The 23150-nt window shown below is 68.4% G+C and carries 19 protein-coding genes; 8 read left to right on the top strand and 11 right to left on the bottom strand.

Annotated elements, in window-relative coordinates; all coding sequences use genetic code 11:
• Nucleotides 1-6 precede the first annotated feature (6 nt).
• Nucleotides 7-2388 carry an ELWxxDGT repeat protein gene (locus tag JQX13_RS00990; RefSeq protein WP_203407204.1) on the bottom strand — a complete coding sequence of 794 codons (2382 nt, stop codon included), beginning with the start codon at nucleotides 2386-2388 and terminating at the stop codon, nucleotides 7-9.
• A gap of 93 nt (nucleotides 2389-2481) precedes the next feature.
• On the opposite strand from JQX13_RS00990, the gene JQX13_RS00985 reads away from it, so the two are divergent.
• On the top strand, nucleotides 2482-3150 hold the full coding sequence (locus tag JQX13_RS00985) for a pentapeptide repeat-containing protein (RefSeq protein WP_203407203.1): 669 nt from the start codon (nucleotides 2482-2484) through the stop codon (nucleotides 3148-3150).
• Nucleotides 3151-3252: 102 nt separating this feature from the next.
• Here the strand turns inward: JQX13_RS00985 and JQX13_RS00980 are convergent, their stop codons facing one another.
• Nucleotides 3253-5838, bottom strand: coding sequence for an ATP-binding protein (locus JQX13_RS00980; protein WP_203407202.1), 2586 nt, complete (start codon nucleotides 5836-5838; stop codon nucleotides 3253-3255).
• A 356-nt stretch (nucleotides 5839-6194) separates the two neighbouring features.
• Here JQX13_RS00980 and JQX13_RS00975 point away from each other — a divergent pair, with 356 nt between their 5' ends.
• Together JQX13_RS00975 and JQX13_RS00970 are read left to right on the top strand one after the other, a co-directional pair.
• The gene (locus tag JQX13_RS00975) at nucleotides 6195-6857 is read left to right on the top strand and encodes an RNA polymerase sigma factor (RefSeq protein ID WP_203407201.1); all 663 of its coding nucleotides are present in this window, start codon (nucleotides 6195-6197) and stop codon (nucleotides 6855-6857) included.
• A gap of 33 nt (nucleotides 6858-6890) precedes the next feature.
• The gene (locus JQX13_RS00970; protein WP_203407200.1) at nucleotides 6891-8066 is read left to right on the top strand and encodes a hypothetical protein; all 1176 of its coding nucleotides are present in this window, start codon (nucleotides 6891-6893) and stop codon (nucleotides 8064-8066) included.
• 17 nt (nucleotides 8067-8083) lie between these two features.
• On the opposite strand, the gene JQX13_RS00965 is transcribed toward JQX13_RS00970, so the two are convergent.
• From JQX13_RS00965 to JQX13_RS00945, 5 genes are all read right to left on the bottom strand, one after another.
• The gene (locus JQX13_RS00965) at nucleotides 8084-8743 is read right to left on the bottom strand and encodes an oxidoreductase (RefSeq protein ID WP_203407199.1); all 660 of its coding nucleotides are present in this window, start codon (nucleotides 8741-8743) and stop codon (nucleotides 8084-8086) included.
• Nucleotides 8744-8791: 48 nt separating this feature from the next.
• Nucleotides 8792-9901, bottom strand: coding sequence for an AraC family transcriptional regulator (locus JQX13_RS00960; protein ID WP_203407198.1), 1110 nt, complete (start codon nucleotides 9899-9901; stop codon nucleotides 8792-8794).
• A gap of 11 nt (nucleotides 9902-9912) precedes the next feature.
• Nucleotides 9913-10452, bottom strand: coding sequence for a zf-HC2 domain-containing protein (locus tag JQX13_RS00955; RefSeq protein WP_203407197.1), 540 nt, complete (start codon nucleotides 10450-10452; stop codon nucleotides 9913-9915).
• Entirely contained in the window at nucleotides 10449-11072 is a 624-nt protein-coding gene (locus tag JQX13_RS00950; RefSeq protein WP_239014453.1) for an RNA polymerase sigma factor, read from the bottom strand. The genes JQX13_RS00955 and JQX13_RS00950 overlap by 4 nt, the downstream gene beginning before the upstream one ends.
• A 116-nt stretch (nucleotides 11073-11188) precedes the next feature.
• Entirely contained in the window at nucleotides 11189-11659 is a 471-nt protein-coding gene (locus tag JQX13_RS00945) for a PaaI family thioesterase (RefSeq protein WP_203407196.1), read from the bottom strand.
• 30 nt (nucleotides 11660-11689) lie between these two features.
• Here JQX13_RS00945 and JQX13_RS00940 point away from each other — a divergent pair, with 30 nt between their 5' ends.
• Together JQX13_RS00940 and JQX13_RS00935 are read left to right on the top strand one after the other, a co-directional pair.
• On the top strand, nucleotides 11690-13045 hold the full coding sequence (locus JQX13_RS00940; protein WP_203407195.1) for a hypothetical protein: 1356 nt from the start codon (nucleotides 11690-11692) through the stop codon (nucleotides 13043-13045).
• Between the two features lie 91 nt (nucleotides 13046-13136).
• Nucleotides 13137-15530 (top strand): ATP-dependent helicase, encoded by a 2394-nt coding sequence (locus tag JQX13_RS00935; protein ID WP_203407194.1) that lies wholly within the window; start codon nucleotides 13137-13139, stop codon nucleotides 15528-15530.
• A gap of 87 nt (nucleotides 15531-15617) precedes the next feature.
• Here the strand turns inward: JQX13_RS00935 and JQX13_RS00930 are convergent, their stop codons facing one another.
• From JQX13_RS00930 to JQX13_RS00920, 3 genes are all read right to left on the bottom strand, one after another.
• Nucleotides 15618-16526: a DUF3396 domain-containing protein gene (locus tag JQX13_RS00930; protein WP_203407193.1), complete on the bottom strand. Its 909-nt coding sequence runs from the start codon at nucleotides 16524-16526 to the stop codon at nucleotides 15618-15620.
• On the bottom strand, nucleotides 16523-17146 hold the full coding sequence (locus JQX13_RS00925; RefSeq protein WP_203407192.1) for a hypothetical protein: 624 nt from the start codon (nucleotides 17144-17146) through the stop codon (nucleotides 16523-16525). The genes JQX13_RS00930 and JQX13_RS00925 overlap by 4 nt, the downstream gene beginning before the upstream one ends.
• A gap of 261 nt (nucleotides 17147-17407) precedes the next feature.
• Nucleotides 17408-18475 (bottom strand): PQQ-binding-like beta-propeller repeat protein, encoded by a 1068-nt coding sequence (locus JQX13_RS00920; RefSeq protein ID WP_203407191.1) that lies wholly within the window; start codon nucleotides 18473-18475, stop codon nucleotides 17408-17410.
• A 54-nt stretch (nucleotides 18476-18529) separates the two neighbouring features.
• Here JQX13_RS00920 and add point away from each other — a divergent pair, with 54 nt between their 5' ends.
• Nucleotides 18530-19690 carry an adenosine deaminase gene (add, locus tag JQX13_RS00915; protein ID WP_203407190.1) on the top strand — a complete coding sequence of 387 codons (1161 nt, stop codon included), beginning with the start codon at nucleotides 18530-18532 and terminating at the stop codon, nucleotides 19688-19690.
• Between the two features lie 569 nt (nucleotides 19691-20259).
• The gene (locus JQX13_RS00910; protein WP_203407189.1) at nucleotides 20260-20715 is read left to right on the top strand and encodes a hypothetical protein; all 456 of its coding nucleotides are present in this window, start codon (nucleotides 20260-20262) and stop codon (nucleotides 20713-20715) included.
• A 66-nt stretch (nucleotides 20716-20781) separates the two neighbouring features.
• Here JQX13_RS00910 and glgC read toward each other — a convergent pair whose 3' ends face one another.
• Nucleotides 20782-22011, bottom strand: a complete 1230-nt coding sequence (gene glgC / locus JQX13_RS00905) for a glucose-1-phosphate adenylyltransferase (protein ID WP_203407188.1) — start codon at nucleotides 22009-22011, stop codon at nucleotides 20782-20784.
• 132 nt (nucleotides 22012-22143) lie between these two features.
• Between glgC and JQX13_RS00900 the strand changes: the two genes are divergently transcribed.
• Nucleotides 22144-23028 (top strand): GGDEF domain-containing protein, encoded by an 885-nt coding sequence (locus JQX13_RS00900; protein WP_203407187.1) that lies wholly within the window; start codon nucleotides 22144-22146, stop codon nucleotides 23026-23028.
• Nucleotides 23029-23150: the final 122 nt, after the last annotated feature.

Genomic DNA, 23150 nt, shown 5'->3' with positions numbered 1-23150 from the left:
GAGGCGCTACCCGTCGCGGCGCGTCCCGGACTTGCGGCGGCGCGCGCCCAGCAGAGCCAGGCTCGACAGGAGCAACCCTCCAGCGAACTCACTGGCGGAGGCCGCTCCGCAGCCGCAGCCACCGCGGGCGTACTGCCGGCTCACTCCCACCCGGAACGTGCAGCGCGAGGTGTTGCCGGCCGCGTCGGTGGCGGTGACGACAACGGGGGTGATTCCCACGATGAAGTCACTGCCGGGCGGAGGCTCGTAGGTGAGCGCCGGCGGGGACACCGTGTCGGTGGCCGTGGCCCGTGGGTAGTCCACGGTCGCCCCATACCGTGTCGTCCTCCAGACCTCATGGTCCTGCGGACAGATGACCGACGGCGGCTGGGTGTCGCGGACCTTCACGGTGAAGGTGCACTGCGCGCCGTTCCCGGACTCGTCGGTCGCCATGGCGGTGACCTGGGTCGAACCGAGCGGGAAGTTGTCACCCGCGGCGTGGCTGTAGCTGAAGACCAGGGGCTCGGGCTTGTTGTCGTAGCCCGTGGCGGCCGGATAGGTCACGGTCGTACCGCTCTCGCTCCTCGCCTCGGCCGTCAGCTCGCTGGGGCAGGTGATCGTCGGAGGCGTGCAGTCATTGAGCACCCACGGCTCGGCGCCAGTGGCGCTCGCGTCGGCGGCGGAGGTGTCACCCGCGAGGAAGAAGACGCGCGGGCCCACGGGCGTGAGCAGCGAAGGCGACAGGGAGCCGGGTCCGGGAACGGCGTCCTGGAGCATCGCCGTCCCTTCCAGGGTGCCATCGCTCGACCAGAGCTCGCGGCCGGACTCCGTGGTCTCGGCGCTGAAGAGGAGCTTGCCGTCCACCACGGTCAGCCACGAGGGCGCCGAGCTGTCGCTTCCGGGACGGAGGTCCTCGATGAGGACCGTGCCGGCGACCGTCCCATCACTCCGCCACAGCTCGAAGCCGCTCGCCTCGTCCCAGGCGGTGAAGACGAGCGTCCCGTTCAGGTTCGTCAGGAAGCGGGCGTCCGCCGAGGGCTTGATGAGGGACGTGCCCTTGTCGGTACCGTCACTCCGCCACAGCGAGCCGTCCGCGCCGGCCCGGAAGTAGATCAGCTCTCCCACCTGCGTCACCGAATCGGGACCCATCGCGTAGTCGGCGGCGCTCAGGGCCAGGGGCGTGACGCGGACCGTTCCCGGCCCCGTTCCGTCGCTCTTCCAGAGGTCCCACCGCTTCTTGTAGGCCGACCCGGCGAAGAAGTAGAGCCTGTCGCCCACGGCCTTCAAGCCCTGGAGGGTCTCCTCGCCGGGATCGCTCTCGATGACCCGGACGATGGCGACGCGCTCGGTCCCCGCCTTCGAGCCATCGCTGCGCCACAGCTCGGTCTCCTGGGGCCCACCGTCGGCCGCGAAGAAGAGCGTGTCGCGCATCACCGTCAGGGAGCCGAGCCCCGCGCCCACGGGGCCGGGGACGATGTCCGCGACCAGCTCCGTGCCCGCTTCCGAGCCGTCGCTCTTCCACAGCTCCAGGCCGTTCACGCCGTTGTCGGCGATGAAGAAGAGGGTGTTGCCCATCGCCGTCAGCGAGGTCGCTCCCGAGCCCTCGGTGCCGGGCCGGATGTCGCGCACGAGCACGGTCCCTTCGGCCGTACCATCCGACTTCCACAGCTCGGCGCCGTGGGCGCCGTCATCGGCGATGAAGAAAAGGGTGTTGCCGACCACGGTCAGGAACCGTGGCTCCGAATCCTTGGAGCCTGGGAAGATGTCCTTCACCAGGGCTGTGTCGCCTTCCTTGCCGCGGCTTCGCCACAGCTCGAGGCCGGTCGTTCCATCCTTCGCGGTGAAGAAGACCGTCTTGCCGAGGACAGCCGGAGTCTGGACCTGAAGGTCCGGAATCGAGCTGGCGGGTCCGGGGGCGATGTTCTTGACCAGCGTGATGGGCTGGCAGGTTTCCAGTGCGTCCGCTGGAGCCGACGCACACACGCCTGCCAGCGCACAGACGGATAGCAGAGAAGACACACCGGTTGGATACCGACGCATGTCCACCTTCCTATTGAGCTTTTTGGGTGAGGGGGGACGTAGTCTGGGTATTCGGCCCGGTGGGACAACCTGCTCTCCAGGGAGGGTTGACGTTCCGCTTCCGGACAGCGCCGGTGTCAGTCGGACTGTGTGGTCGGGATGGGCCGTGGGGGCCTCCGAGAAGCCCAGCCGCGCGGCGACCACGAGCTGGGCCATCCCCAACGCCAGCCAGGCCTTGCCCGTGCTGGTCACCCGCACCGCCGAGTGCAGCCGCGCGAGGGCGATCACCGCCAGCAGTCCGATGAGGCCCAGGACGATGTAGCCGAGCAGCGCCCCGGGGGAGCGGAAGGCGGGTGAGGTCGCGTCCTCGTCGCGGACGCCGCCCATCATCCTGGCCTCGCGGTAGAACGTGTGTCATCGGGCCGCGGCTTCGCACGAGCACGGCGGTGGCGCGTGGGCGTCGGTCATGAGAAAGAGGCCCGCATGACTCACGTACCCACGGATCCGGAAGAGGCCTCGCGGCTCGCGCGGCGGCTCGCGCAGGAGGAGTTCTTCGAGAACGAAACGTTCGCCGATCTGGATCTCCAGGGCTGCGAGCTCGGCGGGAAGGAGTTCTACCGGTGTACCTTCCTGCGGACCCAGTTCCAGGAGAGCCGCTGGCGCAACAGCAAGCTGGAGGTCTGCGTCTTCAACGGTTGCGACCTCACCCGTGCGCAGCTCAAGGGCACGGCGCTCCGGGACGTGCGCTTCGAGGGCTCGAAGTTGATGGGGGTCGACTTCACGGAGGTGTCGGCCAACCCCGAGATGTCGTTCGAGGATTGCGTCCTGCGCTACGCCTCCTTCGTCGGACTCAGCCTGCGCAAGACGGCCTTCCTGCGCTGCTCGGCGCTGGAGGCGAACTTCTTCGACCTGGACCTGTCGGAGGCGGACTTCACCGGGACGAACCTCGCGGGCAGCAACTTCCGGGGCTGCACCCTCACCCGGACGGACTTCTCCCAGGTGTCGGGGCTCTTCCTCGATCCGGCGAGAAATCGTCTCAAGGGCACCCGGGTTCCCGTCGAGACGGCCGTGAGTCTGGCGCAGTCGCTCGGGATGCAGGTGACGGGCTTCGATGACGAGAAGTCCGAGCGCCGCGGCCGGAAGAAGTCCTGAGCCGCTCGAACCACCGAAGCTTGTGTGGCCTCTCCGGCCGGGTGCCCGAAAATCGCTTCCGCCCTCAGTGACGTGGAGGCGGAGCCGCTCCTGACGAGGCCCTCACCGTCGCGCGTCCGGTGGTGGGGAGAGGGGCAGGTCGACCGTGAAGGTGGAGCCTTCTCCCACGCGGCTCTCCACCCGGATGCTCCCGCCCATGGCCTCCACGATGACTCGGGTGATGTAGAGCCCCAGCCCGAGTCCCCCGGAGTGGCGTTCGGAGACGGCCCGCTCGAACTTCTGGAAGATGCGCTCCTGGGCCTCCGGTGCAATGCCGATGCCCTGGTCCCGTACCACCAGCCGCGCCACGTCTCCCTCCACCGTCACCCGGGCGTGGATGGGGCGGCCGGCGCCATAGCGGATGGCGTTGGAGACGAGGTTGGTGACGACCTGTTCCAGCCGCAGCCTGTCCCACTGGCCGGTCACCCGCGTTCGTGTCTCCACCTGGAGCTCCGAGCCCACCCGCGCCGCCTCGGGTGCGAACCAGGCGAGGACCTCGTCCAGCACCTCGCCCAGGTCCGCGTCTTCCAACTCCAACTTCAGCTTCCCCTGCGAGAGCCGGCTGACGTCGAGCAGCGCGTTGATGAGCATGGACATCTTCTTCACCTGGCGCCTGGCCACCTCCACGTGGTGCTGGAGTTCCTGGGCGCGGGCATCCCCCTCGCAGCACCGGGGCAATTCGCGCATCAGGGTGGTGAGCTTGAGGTGCAGGGGCGTGAGCGGGGTCTTCAGCTCGTGCGAGGCCACCGAGAGGAACTCGTCGCGCAGCTGCACCGCGAGCTGGGCCTCGCGGTAGAGGCGCGCGTTGTCCACCGCGAGCGCGGCCCGGTGCGCCAGGTCCTTGGCCATGAGTTGGTCCTCCTGGCTGTAGCGGGCCGACTTGCGGCAATAGTAGAAGGTGAGCGCGCCCAGGGTGCGGCCACGGGCGCGCAAGGGGACCGTCAGCGTGGACGTGACCCCGAGCTCTCGCAGCAGCTTCAGTTGCTCCGCGTCGACCGCATGCGCGGTGAGCAGCTCGTCGAGGTCCGTGAGCAGCTCGGGGTGTCCGGTACGGATGACGGCTCCGGGCCCACAGGGTGCGTCGAGCCCCCTGAGGTAGCGCCGGGCTATCTCCCAGGCGAGCTCCGCCCGGGATGGATCCACGTGGGACACCGCCAACCGGCGCAGGGTGCCATCCGGTTCGGCGAGGTCCAACGCGCAGCCGTCCCCGAGCGTGGGCACGGCCCGCTGCACCACGTGGGCGAGCGTGTCCTCGTAGTCCAGCGAGCTGGCCAGGGTCTCGCTCACGGAAGCGAGGAAGGCCTGGTGCCGCTCGGTGCGTTTGAGCTCGGTGATGTCGATGAAACTCGCCACCGCCGCCTGCAGCTTCCCCTGGTCATCCCAGATGGGTCCGGCGCTGATGAGCAGGACCCGTACGGAGCCATCGGGCCGAGCATAGAGGGCCTCCTCCTCGGGTTGCTCCTTCCCGGTGAGCATCACCCTCGCGAGGGGATACTCCTCCGCCGCGTAGCGGCTTCCATCCGGGTGGATGGCCCGGTAGCGGGCGAAGTCCTTGATGTTGCGCACATCGATCATGGGATGTCCGAGGAGTTGCTCGACCCGGGCATTGAAGGCCACGGTTCGCCCGGAGTGCGCCTCGGCGATGTGGACCGCGCACGGGAGCTGTTGGAGGATGGTCTCCAACCGGTTGTGCTCCATCCGTGTCTGGGCCAGCAGCCGTTCCCGCTCCTGCTCGGCCTGGTGGAGCGCGGTGATGTCGGCGACGAATCCCTCCAACATCAGGAGCTCGCCCCCGGGCCCGTGGATGGCCACCCCGCGCTCCCAGACCCAGCGCACCTCCCCGCTTCGCGTGCGGATCCGATAGGTGAGGGTGAAGGGCTCCCGGGAGTGGAGCGCCTCCTGGATGTGGGCCCAGACCTCCTGGACGTCATCGGGGTGGAGCAGGTCCGCCCAGAGCACGCGGTGCGAGGTGAAGTCCTCGGCGCTGTATCCGGTGAGCTCCAGGGCCTTGGGGCTGGCATAGGACAACGGGAAGCCGGGTGCGTTGTGGCACCGATAGGCCATGCCGGGCAGATTTCCCATCAGTGTGCTCAGGACGCGCTCGCTCTCGTGCGCGGCCGCCTCGGCGAGCTCGGCCCGTGCGAGCGCCGCCCTCATCGCCCGCTCCCTCCGGTGGAGCTCGATGAACATCCCCACCTTGGCGCGGAGCAACTCCGAGTGAAGGGGCTCCAGCAGGTAGTCCACCGTCCCCAGTCCCTCGCCACGCGGCAGGTCCGCCCCCGGGAGGGTCCTGCCCACGAGGACGAGCAGGGGGATGTGCCGGGCCTGCTCGTGCTCACGCAAGCGGTGGGCCGTCTGGAGGCTTCCGGCTCCATCCCGCCGTGCATCCACGAGGATGCAGGCGGGCTCCTCCTCAAGCAGGGCCACGAACCCCTCGCTCCAGGAGCTGGCCGCGTGGACGGGCTGTCCCAGGGGGGCCAGCATGGCCTTCAACCCCTCCACCTCCTCCGAATCAAGCGCTCCCACGAGCAGGAGGGGGGTGGCCGCCGTCTCCTCGGGCTGGACTCCTCCATCCCCGGGTGGGGGCCTGGCGCCCTGGTGCTGCCCTGGAGCGGGTGGGGGGCTGACGTCCGGTTGGGTTCCCCACATCCCCTGTCCTCCTCCTTGCCCCCCTCCGGGATTTCCAGGGGGTGACATTTCGCCAACCCCCCGTGCCTCCCGCGTCGTCCGGGCCGCCTGTCGCCCGGGGCGAAGCATGCCCGCTCGGCCAGGACCAGAAAAAAGGCCGTAAATCGGCCGGAAAATCCCCGCCGTCAGGAATCCGGGGGGGGTCCGTCCCTCTTCTCCAACACCCCTCGTGTGTCCTCTGTCGGGCATTCGAGGGCCGTGTCATCGGGAGACCGCCTTCGGATGCCGACGTGCTACCTTGCCCCGCCGTTCCACCGACCCCCCCCCTGCCCAGGCGAGGGGCTCGTACTTCCTGGCGGCGCTCCGAGGACCTTCCGGTGTTCGACGATCTCACGGATGACGAACTGTTCGCAGAGGTGCTCCAGCGCCGCGCCGCGGGCGAGGCCGTCGGGGCCCCGCTTGGCGCGCTCTGTGAGCGCTGGGCCCGTCCGGCCCGCTATGTCATCTCCAAGATTCAGGCGAGCTATGGCCGTGGCTCTCCGGCGGACGCGGACGAGCTCTATCAGGACGCGGTCGGCAAGTTCCTCGACCGGGGCCTGGACCAGTTCCGCGGTGTCTCCGAGCAGATGCCCGGGCGCAGCGCGTCTCCCAAGACGTTCTTCCTGCGCATCGTCAAGCACGTGGCCATCGACTTCTACCGGCGGCAGCGAGAGGACCTCGCGCCCGCTTCGGCGGACTCGGATGACGCCATGGAGGAGCCGCCTTCCGAGGTGGCTCGCGCGGTGGAGTCGTCACGGCGGCGCGAGGAACGCTCCGAGGCCCAGGAACTGTACTGGCGGGCCTTCGAGCGTCTGCAGCAGGAACATCCCAAGGAAGCGGGTGCGTGGGATCTGTACCACCACCAGGACGTAGAGGACCACGAGGAATGCGCCCGGCGCCTGAACATCAGCGTGGTCAATTCGTACAAGCGCGTCAGCCGCGCACAGGCCTACCTGCGGCTCTATCTGCTCGACCTCCAACAGGAGGCCGGGCACGAGTGAGCCGCCCCCCCGTACCCGAAGGAGGGTACTCACATGGTCGTCGATGCACTCTCTCGTTATCAGTCCCGGCGTGAGCAACTCGCGCGGGGTGGTTCTCCCAACGGTGGTTCGCTCGAGCTGATTGGAGACATCCTCCGGCGAGGCGAACGGTTGGGCAGGGAGGGAGTCGAGCAGGCTCTTCGGAGCCTGTCCCGGGCGGACATCGACACCTGGCTCCGGGCGCAGAAGCCGGAGACCTTGCAGCCCGCGCTCCTGCGGGCCGCGGAGGAAGCCGCCGAGGTCGCCCTTGGCGAAGGAGGAGAAGAGGCCGAGGTCTGGCGTACCTCCTCGTTGGAAGGTCTCACCGCGCGGGACAGGGCCGAGTCCGCCGCCCGCGCCATCGGTGAGTGGGAATCACTTCATGGGCCGCTCGACGGAGAGACGGCACGTACGTTGCGCTCGTTTCGCGAGGGCCTGGGGCGTCTGGATGAGGCACTCCGCTCGAAGGCCCGCTGGTTCATCCCCCTCAATCCGCAGCGCCGCGCCGAGCGGGATCTCCTCGATGCCGCCGAGCGCGCCCGGGCCTGGTGGTTCACGGCGCGCGCCGATTGTGACGACTTCATCGCCGCGCTCAGCCAGCGCCCGGCTCGACCGAGCCCCCATCTCCAGGGTTGTGCCGATTGTCGTGCCGACCTGGCGAGTACGGAGTCCGTCGAATCTCCTCCCAAGCGGCACCTGAGCGCGGATGACCTGTGGCGCTTCGACATGGGATTGATGTCGGCCGTGGAGCTGAAGTGGGTGGATGGCCACACGGAGAAATGTCTGGATTGCGCGCAGGCCATCTGGGCATTGGAGGAGGGCGACGAGGCCATCGAGCAGGCGCGGGACGAGCAGCCCGCCCCCGCGGCCCGGAGCTCGCGGACCCTGGAGAACCCCGCGCGACGGCCAGGTGCCGCGCGCCATCCCGAGCAGCGTGAAGTGCTGGAGGAGCGGCGGGAGTTCCGCGTGGTGCTCGTGAGAGAGCGTCAGCGGGCCCGGCTCCTGGTTCAACCCCTCTCGGGGCGTGCCGTGACGGCGGCCGTCTTCCTGGCCCCCGGCAAGCCCTCCCTCAAACCCCAACAGGGCCCGGAAGGTCTCCAGTTCGACCTCGGCACGGGCGGCGGTCGCTCCGCCCACCTGATGGTGCGGGTGGGCAACAACGAAATCTTCGAGCGCGACTTCTCCTTCTAGGAACGCGCTGTCCGGCGCTACCGGCCGAGTTCCTGCAACTCTCCGGAGGGCACCACCCGCACGCCCGCGGGTGCGTCGTGCGCCAGGGCGCGCATGGCCCGTGCGACGGTGCGTGCCTCGATGGGGCGGCTGGCCAGCGGACGCAGCAGCGGTGCGAGCACCCGCGAGGCGATGATGGCCGCGTGCTCGCCCGGACGGCGCTCCGCGCGCTCTCCGAGCAGCAGCGACGGTTGGAGGATGACGAGCGACTCGAAGCCCACGGTCTTCAGCGCCTCCTCCACCTCGCCCTTCACGCGGTTGTAGAAGACGCGCGAGCGCGGGTTGGAGCCGAGCGCCGTCACCACCAGGAAGCGCTGGGCGCCCGCCTTCCTCGCCGCCTTCGCGAAGGCCAGCACGGCGTCATGGTCCACGGCGCGGAAGGCCTCCTGGCTGCCGGCCTTCTTGATGGTGGTGCCCAGACAGCAGAAGGCATCCTGGGCGGCGGGCAGCGCCTGATCCGCGAGCCGGGCGAAGTCCACGGTGTGCTGGACGAGCTTCGGGTGCTGCCTGGGCAACGGGCGGCGGCCCAGGGAGTGCACTTCCCGGTACCGTTCATCCTCGAGCAGCGCGTCGAGCAGGAAGCCTCCGACGAGCCCGCTCGCGCCTGTCATGATCGCGGTGCGCGTTTGCGTGTCCATGCGGCGGATGCTCAGCACATCCGCCGCGCGGGCGCCAGGAGCGCGTGGTTAGCGGGGCTGGTTCGGCGACAGTGGATCCCTGGGCGCCTGGGGCGGTGAGGCGGGTCCCATCCGGGCCGCGACCGATTTGAAACCCGTGGAGAGGAAGGCGATCGTCAGGGGCACCAGCGGCGGACTCTTGCTGAGCGCCAGGCCGCAGACGTCGAGGGCGTCGCCCGAGAAGATTCCCCCGGCGTCCCGGTAGCGGATGCAGCGCCCGTCCTCCCGGGGGCGGGCGTCTTCGCGCACCAGCTCCCGCTTGTAGAGGCCCTTCTTCATGACGAGCTTCTCCGCGCCCAGCTCGATGAACACCTGCTCGGTGCCCCAGACGCCCTGGATGAGGGTGGAGGGGCCCCCCGTCTTGATGGTGACGTTCAGCGCCTGATGCCCCAGGGTGCCCTGCACGGTGTTGCCGTTCACCAGGGAGACCACATTGGAGAAGTTGTCCTTCCAGGAGCCGTCCTGCTGCGTCACGGCCCGGTACACGGCGGAGTCCACCTTCTCCCGGCTGAACCAGAAATCGCCCACGCGGCCGGCGGCCGGACGGGGCTGGGGCCTCTCCGCGATGAGGTTGGTGACCGGGACGGAAGCGTCCACCGTCTCGAAGCGCACGGCGCCGATCCACGCCTTGCCCGTGCCGCTGAGCATCAGCCCGGCCATGATGGCCTTGGACTCCTGGGGCACGTCCAGCACCACCTCGTAGCGCTTGCACTGCGTGGTGCCCACCACCGCGCGCGACTGCATGTTGTCGAAGGCGAGCGGCTTCTTCGGGTCCTCGCCCTCCACCCGCATCCACAGGCCGGCCCAACCCTTCACGTCCTCGGTGCGCACCACCGCGGAGAAGCGCAGCCGCTTGCCGCGGAAGCTCTGCGCGCCGAAGGCCTGCATGAAGGTGCCGTAGCCCGTGGGGTTGGCCTGGAGCGAGCTCAAGAACGCGCTGCGGTTGCCCTCGCACGGGCTCTGGGTGTCCAGGCCCGCCTCGTAGAGCTTCGGGGCGCTCTCGGTGACGAACCACCCCTTGGGCAGGCCCTTCTTGTCGTCCGCGGCCCGGGCGGTGCCTCCCATGGCGAGCGCCGCCATCCACAGGAGCGTCAGGACCTGCTTCATCCGATCGATCATGGCGGTGCCTTTCACAGCGAATGGGGCCCTGCGGCGTTCAGCGCGCTCGTCGGGATTCCGGCATAGCCCTCGTAACGTGGCACCTCGCCCACGCCCTGGGGGTACTGCACCAGCAGCCCGCGCGCCAACGCTTCCGAGGCGCACTCCTCCTGGCTGTCCAGATCCGGGCAGGCGACCAGCCGCTGCGGCGTCTCCGGCAGCTCCACCGGCAGCGCCATGACGGGGAAGTCGTCGTCCTGGGTCCGCGGTTGGACGGTTCGATCGGGGCGGAGGACGAGCAGCATCACCGCCGCCGCGGCCGCCATCATCACCCCCGCGGCGGCGGACGAACGGGCCCGGTTCCAGCGGGCCGGGCGGATCACCGTGGCTCGCGCGGCGGCGGCCTGGGCCACCTCGCGCAGCTGCTCCTCCAGGAGGGCCTCCTGCTGGAGGATGCGGGCGCAGTGCGGGCATTGAATCGTGTGGGCCTCGAGGGCCGCCGCGGCTTCCGGTTCCAACGCACCCAGGACGTACTGCTCGGCGTCGGCCGGGCGGATGTGCGGCTGGTTCATGGTGCTTCCTCCTCGAGGGCGCTCCGCAGCTTCTTGCGGACCTCGCACAGGATTTGTCGGACGCGCTGCACGGACAGGCCGACGCGCGCGGCCACCTCGGCGTGCGGCAGTTCCTGGCCGTCACATGCCAGTTGAAAGACACGCTGGGCGCTCGCCGGGCATTCCCGGAGCGCCGCCTGGGCCCGGGCGAGCTGCTCCTCGGAGAGCAATCGCCGCTCGGCGGAGACCGAGGGATCCACCGGGTGGTGGGACTCGGGCAGCTCCTCCACCGGACCCGCCAGGGACTCGCGGCGGGCGCGGCGCGCCTCGTCGGCGGCGAGGAACGCCGCCTGGGTGAGGGCGAGGCTGGGCAGGCGCAGCTCGGTGAGCAGCCCCTTCTGTTGCTGCTGGATGAGCCGGGCCCAGGTCTCCTGGGCGAGCTCATGGGCCCTGTCCGCCCGGACCCCCCGGGCGAGCAGCGAGACCACGACGCGGTGCTGGTAGCGGGAGATGAGCGTGTTCCAGGCGGTGCGCTCCCCGTTCAGGGCACGGCGTGCGAGCTCGGCTTCCTCCTCCAGCGCACTCCCCCCCGGTCGTGCGCTCCCCTCCTGCTGTCGCACCGCGCTGCGAAATGGTTGCACCAAGGCCACACCCATCGTGTCTTCCCGAGCTTCCGACGGCCCGCCGGGGTCTCGCTGCTCCCCGGTGCCCAGGAAACGTCCCGTGTCGGTGGACATATCGATGGGGGTGGAGGGCCTCAGTTGACGGCCGGGCTCTCTCCCGAGTCCCACTTCATCCTGGAGAGCTTGACCACGCCCTGGCAGCGGGCACACACCTGCCCCTGTGCGTCGTACATCCGGGCGGAGGCGAAGAGGGTGGAGGTGCCGACGCTGTCGATGGTGGCCTCGGCGCGTACGGTGTCTCCGCGAAGGGGGCGCTCGAAGCTCGTGGAGAGCTGCATGGTGGCGGCGCGGCGGGTGGGATCCAACAGGGCGGGCGTGCAGCCGATGGCGTAGTCGAAGAGGGCGGAGATGATGCCTCCATTGACGGCGGAGGTGCCCAGACCGCCCCGGTGCTCGGGACGGACCTCGGGGAGGGAGACGACCACCTTCTCGCCATTGGGAAAGCTCAATCTCGCACCGAAGAGCCGCAGCGTCTGACTCTGGTTGAACTGTTCGGCGTAGCGGTCGAGCTGTTCCTGGGTCGGTCGGGGGTCTGCGTCGGACATGGGCACGACTCTACTGGTAGAACGTCGTCCATGCCTCGCCTGTCGCGTGCCCTGGTCGTCGTGCTGCTGGCCATGTCGGGATGCACGGAGCTTCGGGGTTGTGGGGCCTCCGAACCGGTCCAGCCCCCGACCCGGGCCCCGGCCGCCGGAGCACCGGATGCCTCCACTCCCAGTGTGGTTCAGCCTCCGCCGGAGGCACGGTACGCGAGGATGTGGCTGGTCATCATCCACTCCTCGGCGACTCCGGGGGAGGGCCGTGGCGTGCTGGAAGCGCTGAAGAAGACGGGGCTGGCCGCGGAGCCGCTCCGGTTGTCCACCAACGCCTTCAGGGATCTGCGTCCGTGCCTGGAGGTGGTGGTGGCGAAGGCCTTCGCGGGCAGGGCGGAGGCGAACGCCTTCCAGGCGCAGCTGGCCCAGGCGGGCGTGGAGGCCTACGTGAAGAACGCCGGGCCGCTGGATCCGGAGCTCGAGGGCAAGGAGGCCACGTGCCGTTCCCGGGCCGAGGCTCGTGCCGCGCGTGCGGAGACCCTGAAGACGCAGGCGGTGCCGCGCTTCGTGGAGTCGCATGTGGGGCGCACCTTCATGCTGCTGGGCGAGGCGCGCGAGAGCGTCGCGCTGGAGCCCGTGGACGTGCGCCGGAGTCTATGGATGGCGGCGGTGGAGCAGGATCCCACCGGCCTCTACACCAAGGGGGACAGGGTGGACCTCTACGGTGTGGACGGTCCCGTGCGCGCGGGCTGCGCGGTGACGGGGTTCGCGTGGATCAACCGCGCGGTGCCCCACTTCGGCTACTTCATGCGGGAGCCGCCCCCGGAGGCGCCGGGCTGCGGCCGGGCCTGGGCCTTCGCCGAGCTGGACTGCGCGGTGGCACCGGAGGCGCTGCTGTTCGCCCTGCCCGCGGGCACGAAGGCGCCGGTGTTCTTCGCGTCCGGCGCCGGACCCTCGGAGGAGGTGCTGGCCGCCCAGGAGGACGCGCTCCGAAAGCTCCCTCGCTTCGCCGAGCTGCGCACCGAGGGCTCCGTCCTCGCGGAGCGGGTGGAGGAGGTGCTGAGCGAGGAGGTGAGGGCGTTCAACTATGCCTCGGGAGAGCGGCACGCCGTCTTCACGGTGGCGCGCTTCCGCACGGGCGAGGGTAACTCGGCGTGTGGCACCGACTACAACCAGCAGGTCACCCGGGCCGTGGTGCTGGAGCCTGGTACCGGGGAGCGGTTGCTGCCCAAGGAGTTGGTCGGCGACGAGGTGGTGGGCGTGCTGGACCTGGAGGGGGATGGGCAGCTGGAGCTGCTGCTGCACGAGTCGTGGCCCTCCCAGACGGTTCGCCTGGTGCGCGAGGACGGCACCGAGGTGGCGGGGGCGTCGGTGGAGAACTGCGACTGCGGGTGCTGAGGCTCCCCAACAGGGCAGGCGGGCGTGCCCCTGCGTGGAACGTCCTTCCAGACGGGCGGAAACTCGTTAGAAGCAGGGTTTGCCCCTAAAAATGGCGCCTGCCTTGAACGCCGAAAACGAACTCCTCAAAGACCTGAACGAACCCCAGAAGGAAGCCGTCCTTCATGGGGATGGCCCGCTCCTCGTGCTGTCGGGCGCGGGCAGCGGCAAGACCCGCGTCATCACCCGCCGGGTGGCCCACCTGGTCCAGGTGCGCGGCGTCTTCCCCTGGCGCATCCTCGCCGTGACCTTCACCAACAAGGCCGCTCGGGAGATGAGGGAGCGGCTCGTGCAGCTGCTCGGCCCCCAGGCGCACGAGCTGGTGGTGAGCACCTTCCACTCCTCATCGTCGATGATCCTCCGCCGCATCCTCCGGGACCCGACGGTGGGGGCGGACAAGTCGCTGGAGGCGGTGACGGGAGGACTCACCCCCTCGTTCGTCATCTACGACGACGGGGACCAGCTCCAACTCGTCAAGCGCGCCATGCGCGAGGTGCGGGTGGACCCGATCATGCAGCCGCGGGAAATCCTCCACCGGATCGATCAGGAGAAGAACGCGGCGCGCCTGCCGGACGACATGGTGGTGGACTCGGAGGACCTGCGCGGGATGGTGGTGCAGAAGACCTACCGGGCCTACCAGCGGCTGCTGCGCGCGGCGAACGCGGTGGACTTCGGGGACCTGCTGCTGCTGCTGGTGGCGCTCTTCCGCAAGCGCTCGGACGTGCTGGAGCAGTACCGGCGGCGCTTCCAGCACATCCTGGTGGACGAGTTCCAGGACACCAACCCGGTGCAGTACGAGCTGCTGCGCCTGCTGGCCCCGCCGGAGCGGCGCCCCAACCTGGTGGTGGTGGGCGATGACGACCAGTCCATCTACCGCTGGCGCGGGGCGAGCGTGGACAACATCCTGGGCTTCCCGGAGCACTTCGCGGGCGCGCGGGTGGTGAAGCTGGAGCAGAACTACCGCTCGGACCAGACCATCCTGGACGCGGCGCACGCGGTCATCGCGCGCAACACGCGGCGCATGCCCAAGAAGCTGTGGAGTGATCGGCCCAAGGGCGAGCACCTCCAGCTGATGATGAACCGGGACGAGCGTGCCGAGGCCCAGGACGTGGCGCGCCGCATCCACGAGCTGCAGCGCGAGGGCTTCATCAAGTACTCGGGGATGGCGGTCTTCTACCGGACCAACGCGCAGAGCCGCGTGCTGGAAGAGGCGCTGCGGCTGGCGCGGGTGCCATACACGCTGGTGAGCGGGCGCAGCTTCTATGATCGGGCCGAGGTGCGGGACGCGGCGGCCTACCTGCGGTTGATGGTGAACCCGCGCTCGGACGCGGACCTGCTGCGCATCATCAACACGCCGGCGCGAGGCATTGGCGACACCACGGTGGAGCGGCTGGTGGACTGGGCCCAACAGGCGGGGGTGAGCCTGTACGAGGCCACGGCGGCGCCCGAGCGGATTCCGGGCCTGAACACGGCGGCGGTGCGCCGGCTCACGGGGTTCCACGCGGTGGTGTCCTCGCTGTACGCCTTCGCGCAGGAGGCGAAGGACGCGGCGAGCGCGGTGGACCAGATGCTGAAGGAGTCGCACCTGGTGGAGTCGCTCGTGACGGAGGGCAGTGACGAGTCGCTGTCGCGAGCGGAGAACCTGCGCGAGTTCCTGGGCGCGGCGCAGGAGTTCGACCTGAACCGTGCGGCGGCGGCGGTGGCGGCGGCCTCGGTGGGGGACGAGGAGGGTGAGGAGGAGGTGCCCGAGCGGCCATTGGAGGAGGAGAGCCTGGACGACTCGCCGCTGACGGCGGACGTGCCGCCGCTCAACGCGTTCCTGGAGCAGATCAGTCTGGTGGGCGAGGCGGACGCGGAGGTGGGTGAGGGGCGGGTGGCGCTGATGACGCTGCACGCGGCGAAGGGGCTCGAGTTCGACGCGGTGTTCATCACGGGGATGGAGGACGGGGTGTTCCCGCACTCGCGAGCGTTGGCGGCGGAGGACCCGGACGGGGAGGAGATGGCCGAGGAGAGGCGGCTCTGCTACGTGGGCTTCACGCGAGCGCGCAGGCGGCTGTTCGTGAGCCTGGCGCAGTGCCGCTCGCTGTTCGGCGAGCTGCGCTACAACCCGCCCTCGCGCTTCCTGAGGGAGGTGCCGCAGTCGCTGTTCGGCTTCGCGGAGCAGGAGTTGGAGACGCCATCGCCGAAGTCCACGCCGATGGTGGCGCGCAAGCGCAACTGGGCGGACGAGGACGACGGGCCGCGCGTGGACCGCTCCTACTCACAGACGTCGGACATGGACGGAGTGGGTGGGGACGTGCGTGGGATGAGGGTGCGCCACGAGCAGTTCGGGATGGGGCGCATCGTGTCGGCGGACGGCAACGGACCGAACGCGAAGGTGACGGTGGAGTTCGGAGGGGGAGTGGGCCTCAAGCGAGTCATCGCCCGCTTCCTGATGCCGGGCTGACACCTTCCTTCCCTCCCTCTCCCTTTGGGAGAGGGTCGGGGTGAGGGTATACGGGCCGCGAGTTCGCACCCCGGTTGAAGCGGTGGGTCAATCGAGGAATCGTCGTTCCCATCGTCGCGTGTCCTCCATGCTCTGAACGGCATGGAGACGCGGCTCGTGGTAGAGCCAGGGCTCCAGCACGCGAGCCAGTTCCCGATAGGCAGGTAGTACCTGCCCCTGTTCAGTGTCACCCGCCTCGGGCCAGGGCCCCAGGGAGACAACGGCCCTATCGCCCTCCAACTCCTGGACGGTGGTTTCCGGATGGTGCAACCGGGCGCGTAGCCCGGACACGCCACCCAACTCTCCCAGAACGGGCTGCCCGAGGAAGGTCAGCCAGGAGGGGCCCCGCACCTGGGTGCCGATGTGTAACGAGACCCAGCTCATATCGGGAACATCCATGCCCGGGTAGCGGAAGCGCAGGTTGGGCGCGTCTCCCCGCATCTGTGCCAGGTTGGTGACGCCGTTGAAGGAGAGTCCGGCGTAACCAGTGCAGAAGGGCAAGGGGGAGGCCAGTTCCATCGCGAGCTCGCGTACCCGCCCCGGTCCGTGCTCCTCGAGAAACTCACTGGGCAGCCAGAAGGAGACGGCGGATGTCGCACCGGGTTCATTCACGAGGAACGGAGCGTCCAGGTTCCTGCCTTGATAGATGAAGTGGTAGCCTTGCTCCGGACTCGACGCATCGGTCAAGTGAACATAGGCACTGTGTGGGTCGTTCAATTCATTGCGAATGACCGCCCAGCCAGCCTCGTCGAGCAATAGCCAGTCTCCCTCTTCATCGGCGTACAGGCCGAGCGAATTGGGGCCAACCGCGTGCAAGTAGGATTCAAGCGAACGACTGATGTAGTGCGAGATCTCCTGGTGAGAGCGGCGAATATAGAAGGTGACGGTCAATCCCTCCTTGACCAGGATGTATCCATTCTCTGTCCGAAGGCTGATTCGTGGGTAGGTGGTACTCATGGGACTATTCCCAGCCGAGGAAGGACGCGCGCGACAAAGAGCGCTATGTATTTTTGGTAGACGGATTTCTGGGTTTCGTTTTCAAATGGATGCCCCTTGGGATACTGCCTCCAGTCCGGTGCCCTATCCGTGCTCACGCAAGGGAACTTGAAGTCATAAGCGGCCTGCGCGTTGAGGGGGTCTCCCTCGTGAATGACGACATCCGGTTTCAACGTGCCCGTGAGTTCTCGGGCATTGCCAGAGTCGAGCAAGGCCGCCTCTTCCTCTGCGCTGACCAGCTTCTTCTCTCCTGTCTTCAGGTTGATGATGCGGTAGCGCTGCTCCAGGCTGTAGCGGCCCTTCCTCATCGCGCCCAATTCCGCGTCGATACATTCCCGGGCCACCTCGTGCATTTCTTCGCCGAGCCGCTGGGCCCATGACATTTTCCGACCTTTGTTCTCGGTCATTTGCCTGCATTCTTCGGCGTTGGGAATGTCCGCTTTGAATTCCTTGCGATGACGGATGAGTACCGTCGAGCGAGCGTTGTTGGCGCACTCCACCAGTTTCTCCTCAATGGAACCTTTTGCTTGCTCGAACAGCACCTTCAGTGTGGCGGCGATTGAGGCCGCCGCGGTGTTCACGCGTTGAGGGAACTCGATGTCCCTCCCTGTGGCTGCTGCGCAGTTCGCGGGGTTCTGCCGGCACGTAGCGCTCGCTGTGTTGTCGTAACTGAAGTTGCCCGCGTGGGGAGCCACGGGCGCGGTGGTGATGCATGCGGATTGCGCCATGAGCACAGCCAGGGCCAACACGCCCAACCAGGAGGGCTGGCTGGCGTCCGTTCGGCGGGAATCAAGAAGACGAGGAGACACAGGCGTCCCTTTCGCGCTCGAGTCGCCTTGCGCTCACGGCTTCGGGGGCCGCAGTCGCCACGAGAGCACCCGGCCGTCCTGTCCCTGCACGAAGAGCTGCTCCCCCAGCACCACGGGCCGGGTCGGGAGCGGCGTATCCAGCCGCAGCGAGAAGATGGGAGGCCCCTCCTGGGGCTCGAGCCCGAGCAACCACCCCTGACTGCTCCGGGTGGGCACCAGCAACCACTCACGGAACTCCGCCACCTGCGTCACCAGGGGCGCGGGCAGGCCCAGGCGGAAGCGCTCTCGTCCGTCCTGGGGCGACAGCGCCAGGAGCAGGGGCTCCTCCGTGCCCACCCAGACATGGCCTTGGGCGAAGCTCGGTGGACTCGTGAGGGCAGTGGAGGGCGTCTGCCGCCAGCGCACCTGCCCGTCGGCGAGCCCGAGCGCGAGCACCTCGCCCTTCCGGGTGGAGACGTACAGCACCTCGTCCTGGGCCTCCAGGCCCAGCACCTGTGTCACCGGATGGTGCCAGCGTACGGTGCCGTCCTGGGGTGAGAGGGCGAACAGCCCCGCGTCACCGAGTCCCACCACCAGGACGCCTCCCTCCAGGACGGGAGCGGGCAGGGGCCGGGTGGCATCGGGGCGGGGCTCTTTTGGGGGAAGGAGCCACCGCCAGCGGACCTCGCCCGATTCCACCGCGAGTGCGCGTACGGAGCCATCCGGGGCCACGACGTAGGCGGAGCCCGCGTCCGAGACGAGCGGGGTGAGGACGGCGGGCTGCCCGGTGAGGTGCCAGCGCTCCGAGCCATCGGCGAGCGCGAGGCTGACGAGAGTCCCTCCAACCGTTCCCACGATGATGCTGTCTCCGGACACCGTGGGGCGCGCGGCGATCTCCCGGCCGAGCTCCACCTGCCAGACCGGCTCTCCCTGGAGATCCAACCGCAGGAGCCGGCCGGCCTCGTTGCCCACCAGCACCCCGTCCGTCAGGGCCACGAGGCCCGCCCGGGAGGGGGCGTTGGAGGAGAAGTCGAAGAGCTTGTCGGTGGGCTGCCGACAGGCGGCCATCAGCGCCGCGATGGCGAGCAGTAAGACGAGGCGCTGACAGACGGGCGGCGGCATGGTTGAGGGAGGATTTTCAGACCCCTAGGATGCTTGGCAAGGAAGGAACCCGACATGGCTTCAATACGCGACGACGAGCTCCCCAGCTCGACTGGTATTCCCTCATCCGCTCGCCGGGCTGACTGGGCCCCACCCCCGGCCATTCCCGTGACCGAGGAGCTGCTCCACGCCCTGCCCAAGACGGACCTGCACTGTCACCTCGACGGCTCCATGCGGCTCAAGACGATCCTCGAGCTGGCCGAGCAGCAGAAGGTGAAGCTGCCCGCGGATACCGAGGACGGCCTGGCCAAGGCCATCCACATGGGCGAGGTGTGCGAGAGCCTCGAGGACTACCTGGTGGCTTTCGACGTGACGCTCTCGGTGCTGCAGACGGCCGAGGCCCTCTACCGCTCGGCCTACGAGCTGGCGGTGGACGCGGCGGCGGAGAACGTGCGCTACATCGAGGTGCGCTACTCGCCCGCGCTGCACCTGCAGAAGGGCCTGAAGATGACGACGGTCATCGACTCGGTGCTCGAGGGTCTGCGCGTGGCCAAGCGCGAGACGGGCATCAAATATGGCGTCATCGTCTGCGGCATCCGCCACATCAACCCGCAGACGTCCATGCGGTTGGCGGAGCTGTCCGTGGCCTACAAGAACCGCGGAGTCATCGGCTTCGACCTGGCGGGCGCCGAGGCGAGCTTCCCGGCCAAGGACCACAAGGAGGCCTTCCAGCTCATCCTCAAGAACAACGTCAACTGCACGGCGCACGCGGGCGAGGCCTTCGGGCCCGAGTCCATCTCCCAGGCCATCCACTACCTGGGGGCGCACCGCATCGGCCACGGTACGCGGCTGCGCGAGGACGGCGACCTGCTCAACTACGTGAACGACCACCGCATCCCGCTGGAGGTGTGTCCCTCCTCCAACGTGCAGACGGGCGCGGTGACGAGCCTGGACGCGCACCCGCTGAAGTTCTACTTCGACTACGGCCTGCGGGTGACCATCAACACGGACAACCGGCTCATCACCGACACCACGGTGACGAAGGAGCTGTGGCTGGCGCACAAGGAGCTGGGGCTGTCGCTGGAGGACCTGACCACCATCATCGTCTCCGGCTTCAAGAGCGCCTTCCTGCCGTTCCGCGAGAAGCAGGATCTGCTGCGCCAGGTGAACCAGGAGATCGCCCGGACGCTGGCGGACTTCGAGAAGCGGCCGCAGGCGGTGAAGCAGTCGGCCTGAGCCGCATGTCTCAAGGCGCGGGGGGCTGGCCGGTGGCGCGCGCGTCGGCCGCGCCCTCCACCCAGATGCGGCCGCCGTGGTGCTCGACGATGTCCCGGGCTCGCGGAACCGCTCCGGGTGCTGGACCTGGGTGAGCGCGTACTCGAGCATCTTCTCGCCTTCCCTCCGTCGCCCCGGCATGGAATCCGACCGTGCGTGGCCCACCTGTCCGGGCCACCCTCCGCCAGGCATCCAGCACCCGGTCGAGATCCTCCGGGCACACGAGCCGGTGGGGACGAAGCCCCGTGTCTTCCACTCCTCCAGGGAGTGGCCCAGGGCGCGCAGGAGGGGGAGGAGGGCTCAGGCCCGCGGCCTACAAGTCCATTGGCCCGGTGGTGGCCTCGCAGGTGGAGGCCGGCATCGTCCGGGAGGTGGCGCGGATGGCCCCGCTGATGACCTTCGAGGCCCGAGAGGGGTGGGGGGAGCGTCAATTCTCTGGCGCTCCGCCCCTCGTCCGGGTGGAATCCGCTGGCGCGTGGGCCCCTGGGCTCGCGACTGCTCTTCATCCACCTACGACAGGGGAAACGCACATGGAGAATCGTCCTGAGGACTTCCCGGGCATGCCGGGACCAACGAACACGGCCGCGGCCCGGGAGGCTGTGTCCATGCCAGCCATCCTGCTGATGGTGACGGGGGCCCTGGGCCTGGTGGGAGCGTTGATCGGACTGGTTTCGTCGGGGATGGGAGGCGGGGACATTCCTCCCGAGCTGTTCGAGGCCAATCCGCAGATGGAGCAGTTCCGCCCGTGGCTGGAGCGCTCGCGGTCCTTCGGGGCCTTTGGAAACGTGATCACCCTGGCGCTGAGCGGCGTGACGTTCTTCGGTGGCCTGAAGATGAAGAACCTGGAGAACTTCGGCCTGGCCATGGCCGCCTCCATCATCGCCATCCTCCCCTGCTTCGGGCCGTGCTGCTGCATCGGCATCCCGGTGGGAATCTGGTCGCTGGTGGTCATCAACAAGCCGGAAGTGAAGTCGGCCTTCCGCTGAGCGGACGTCCCCTCGATGGCCAGGGCGGCCCGGAGCACTCGGCTCGGGGCCTCCCGGAGGGGTGGCTCAGGCGACCTTCATCCCCTTGGGGATGACGACCACGCCACCCGGCGTGACGTGGAAGCGGCGCCGGTCCTCTTCCAGGTCGTACCCGATGGTCATCCCGGGGGGGATTTCCACGTTCTTGTCGATGATGGCGCGGCGGATGCGGCAGCGCCGCCCGATGGTGACGTTCTCGAAGAGGATGGAGTCCTGCACCTCGGAGAACGAGTTGACGCGCACCTTGGGTGAGAGCACCGAGCGGTGCACGTGGCCGCCGGAGATGATGCAGCCCTCGCTCACCAGCGAGTCCGTGGAGTGGCCCACCCGGTGGTTCTCCCGGTCGGCGAAGACGAACTTGGCCGGCGGGAAGTTGTTGGGCTGGGTGTAGATGGGCCAGCGGTCATTGTAGAGGTTGAAGATGGGGTCCACCTCCACCAGGTCCATGTTGGACTGGTAGTAGGTGTCGATGTTCCCCACGTCCCGCCAGTAGCCGCGCTCCTTCTCCTCCTGGCCGACGACGACGTTGCGCGCGAAGTCGTACACGTACACCGGCTCGCGCTTGTACAGCTCGCTGATGATGGACTTGCCGAAATCATGGGCGCTCGACTCGTCCGCGGCGTCGCGCACCACCTCCTTCACCAGCAGGTCGGTGGAGAAGAGGTAGTTGCCCATGGAGGCCAGGCACATCTTCGGGTTGCCGGGCATGGGCGGGGGATTCTTGGGCTTCTCCACGAAGCCCTTCATCCGTCCGTCCGGGCCCACGTCGATGATGCCGAAGTCCTTGCCCTCCTCGATGGGCACGGGGATGGCCGCCACGGTGCAGGTCGCCTTCCGGTCGATGTGGAAGTCCAGCATCTGCTGGCAGTCCATCCGGTAGACGTGGTCCGCGCCGAAGGCGAAGATGTAGTCCGGCTCCTCGTCGGTGATGATGTTGAGGTTCTGGTAGATGGCGTCGACGCTGCCCTTGTACCAGTCCATGCCGGTCCGCATCTGGGCCGGGACGGTTTCCACGTAGTGGCCCAGGAAGGCCGTCATCCGCCAGGCCCGGGACAGGTGCTTGTTGAGCGAGTCACTCTTGTACTGCGTCAGCACCTTCATCCGGTAGATGCCGGAATTGGCGAAGTTGGAGAGGACGAAGTCGATGATGCGGTAGCGCCCGCCGAAGGGAACAGCCGGCTTGGCGCGTTCACGGGTGAGGGGTTCCAGCCGGGTTCCGGCGCCCCCTGCGAGGATCATTGCCAGCAGTTTGGCCATAGGAGACGCAAGTTACCCGGGGGCAAGCGTCCTTCAAGGCCGCTCGGAAGCGTTCGTTGAGTACCCAAACCGAGGGGGGGTGGTGGGCCCTCGTGGCTTCCACCGGGGGAGCCGTGCTATGTCTCGGAGGCGATGGCTGGCGACGAAACCCGAGTAACCAAGATCTCCTCGATCAAGGAGCTGGCGACCCCGGTCGAGGCGGAATGCTGCCTCGTGCAGATCCACGGGCCGGAGTTGGGGAAGAAGTACGCGCTCCAGGAGACCGAGTTCACCATCGGGCGTGAAGAGGGCAACCACATCGTGGTGGACCTCGACAACGTCTCGCGCAAGCACGCGCGCATCCTCCGCAGGCAGGGGCGGATGTTCGTGCAGGACCTGGCCTCCACCAACGGCACCTACCTGAACGACCAGGAGGTGACGCAGGAGACCCCCCTGCGCAGCGGCGACCTCATCAAGGTGGGTGGCTCCATCTTCAAGTTCCTCACCGGGGACAACGTGGAGCTGCAGTACCACGAGACCATCTACACGCTGACGATCGTGGATGGCCTGACCGGGGTGAACAACAAGCGCTACTTCCTCGAGTACCTGGAGAGGGAGATGGGGCGGTGCCACCGCTACGGGCGCCCGCTGACGCTGATGATGTTCGACATCGACTTCTTCAAGAAGATCAACGATGTCCACGGGCACCTTGCGGGTGACTACGTGCTGCGCGAGCTGGCGCAGACCATCAAGCGGATGGTGCGCAAGGAGCAGTGCTTCGCGCGCTACGGCGGCGAGGAGTTCGCGCTCGTCATCCCCGAGGACGGGGCGGACAAGGCGCGCATCTTCGCGGAGAAGATCCGCCAGACCATCGAGAAGAAGCACTTCTCCTTCGAGAACCAGGACATTCCGGTCACCCTGTCGCTGGGGGTGGCGGACATGACGCCGGAGATGATGGAGCCGCTGCAGTTCATCAAGGTGGCGGACGCCAACCTGTACAAGGCGAAGAAGTCCGGGCGGAACCGGGTGGTCGGCTAGTGACGGACGGTCGTCCTTCGTTGTTGCTCCGGGGCCTGCTGGTGCTGGGTGGCCTCGGAATGTTGGCGGCGGGCGTCGCGTCGGGCTGACGGGCAACGCGCGGTTGAAGCTGCGGGCCCTGC

It is taken from the genome of Archangium violaceum (assembly GCF_016859125.1).
Classification (GTDB): Bacteria; Myxococcota; Myxococcia; order Myxococcales; family Myxococcaceae; genus Archangium; species Archangium violaceum_A.
The sequence above is the reverse complement of the archived record's forward strand: the minus strand, read 5'-3'. Positions and strand labels throughout refer to the sequence as shown.

Excerpts from the sequence above, each read along its gene's own strand:
- JQX13_RS00990 (WP_203407204.1), bottom strand. The coding sequence starts at position 2,388 with ATGATGGGCGGCGTCCGCGACGAGGACGCGACCTCACCCGCCTTCCGC.
- JQX13_RS00985 (WP_203407203.1), top strand. The coding sequence starts at position 2,482 with ATGACTCACGTACCCACGGATCCGGAAGAGGCCTCGCGGCTCGCGCGG.
- JQX13_RS00980 (WP_203407202.1), bottom strand. The coding sequence starts at position 5,838 with ATGTGGGGAACCCAACCGGACGTCAGCCCCCCACCCGCTCCAGGGCAG.
- JQX13_RS00970 (WP_203407200.1), top strand. The coding sequence starts at position 6,891 with ATGGTCGTCGATGCACTCTCTCGTTATCAGTCCCGGCGTGAGCAACTC.
- JQX13_RS00965 (WP_203407199.1), bottom strand. The coding sequence starts at position 8,743 with ATGGACACGCAAACGCGCACCGCGATCATGACAGGCGCGAGCGGGCTC.
- JQX13_RS00960 (WP_203407198.1), bottom strand. The coding sequence starts at position 9,901 with ATGATCGATCGGATGAAGCAGGTCCTGACGCTCCTGTGGATGGCGGCG.
- JQX13_RS00955 (WP_203407197.1), bottom strand. The coding sequence starts at position 10,452 with ATGAACCAGCCGCACATCCGCCCGGCCGACGCCGAGCAGTACGTCCTG.
- JQX13_RS00945 (WP_203407196.1), bottom strand. The coding sequence starts at position 11,659 with ATGTCCGACGCAGACCCCCGACCGACCCAGGAACAGCTCGACCGCTAC.
- JQX13_RS00940 (WP_203407195.1), top strand. The coding sequence starts at position 11,690 with ATGCCTCGCCTGTCGCGTGCCCTGGTCGTCGTGCTGCTGGCCATGTCG.
- JQX13_RS00935 (WP_203407194.1), top strand. The coding sequence starts at position 13,137 with ATGGCGCCTGCCTTGAACGCCGAAAACGAACTCCTCAAAGACCTGAAC.
- JQX13_RS00930 (WP_203407193.1), bottom strand. The coding sequence starts at position 16,526 with ATGAGTACCACCTACCCACGAATCAGCCTTCGGACAGAGAATGGATAC.
- JQX13_RS00920 (WP_203407191.1), bottom strand. The coding sequence starts at position 18,475 with ATGCCGCCGCCCGTCTGTCAGCGCCTCGTCTTACTGCTCGCCATCGCG.
- add (WP_203407190.1), top strand. The coding sequence starts at position 18,530 with ATGGCTTCAATACGCGACGACGAGCTCCCCAGCTCGACTGGTATTCCC.
- JQX13_RS00910 (WP_203407189.1), top strand. The coding sequence starts at position 20,260 with ATGGAGAATCGTCCTGAGGACTTCCCGGGCATGCCGGGACCAACGAAC.
- glgC (WP_203407188.1), bottom strand. The coding sequence starts at position 22,011 with ATGGCCAAACTGCTGGCAATGATCCTCGCAGGGGGCGCCGGAACCCGG.
- JQX13_RS00900 (WP_203407187.1), top strand. The coding sequence starts at position 22,144 with ATGGCTGGCGACGAAACCCGAGTAACCAAGATCTCCTCGATCAAGGAG.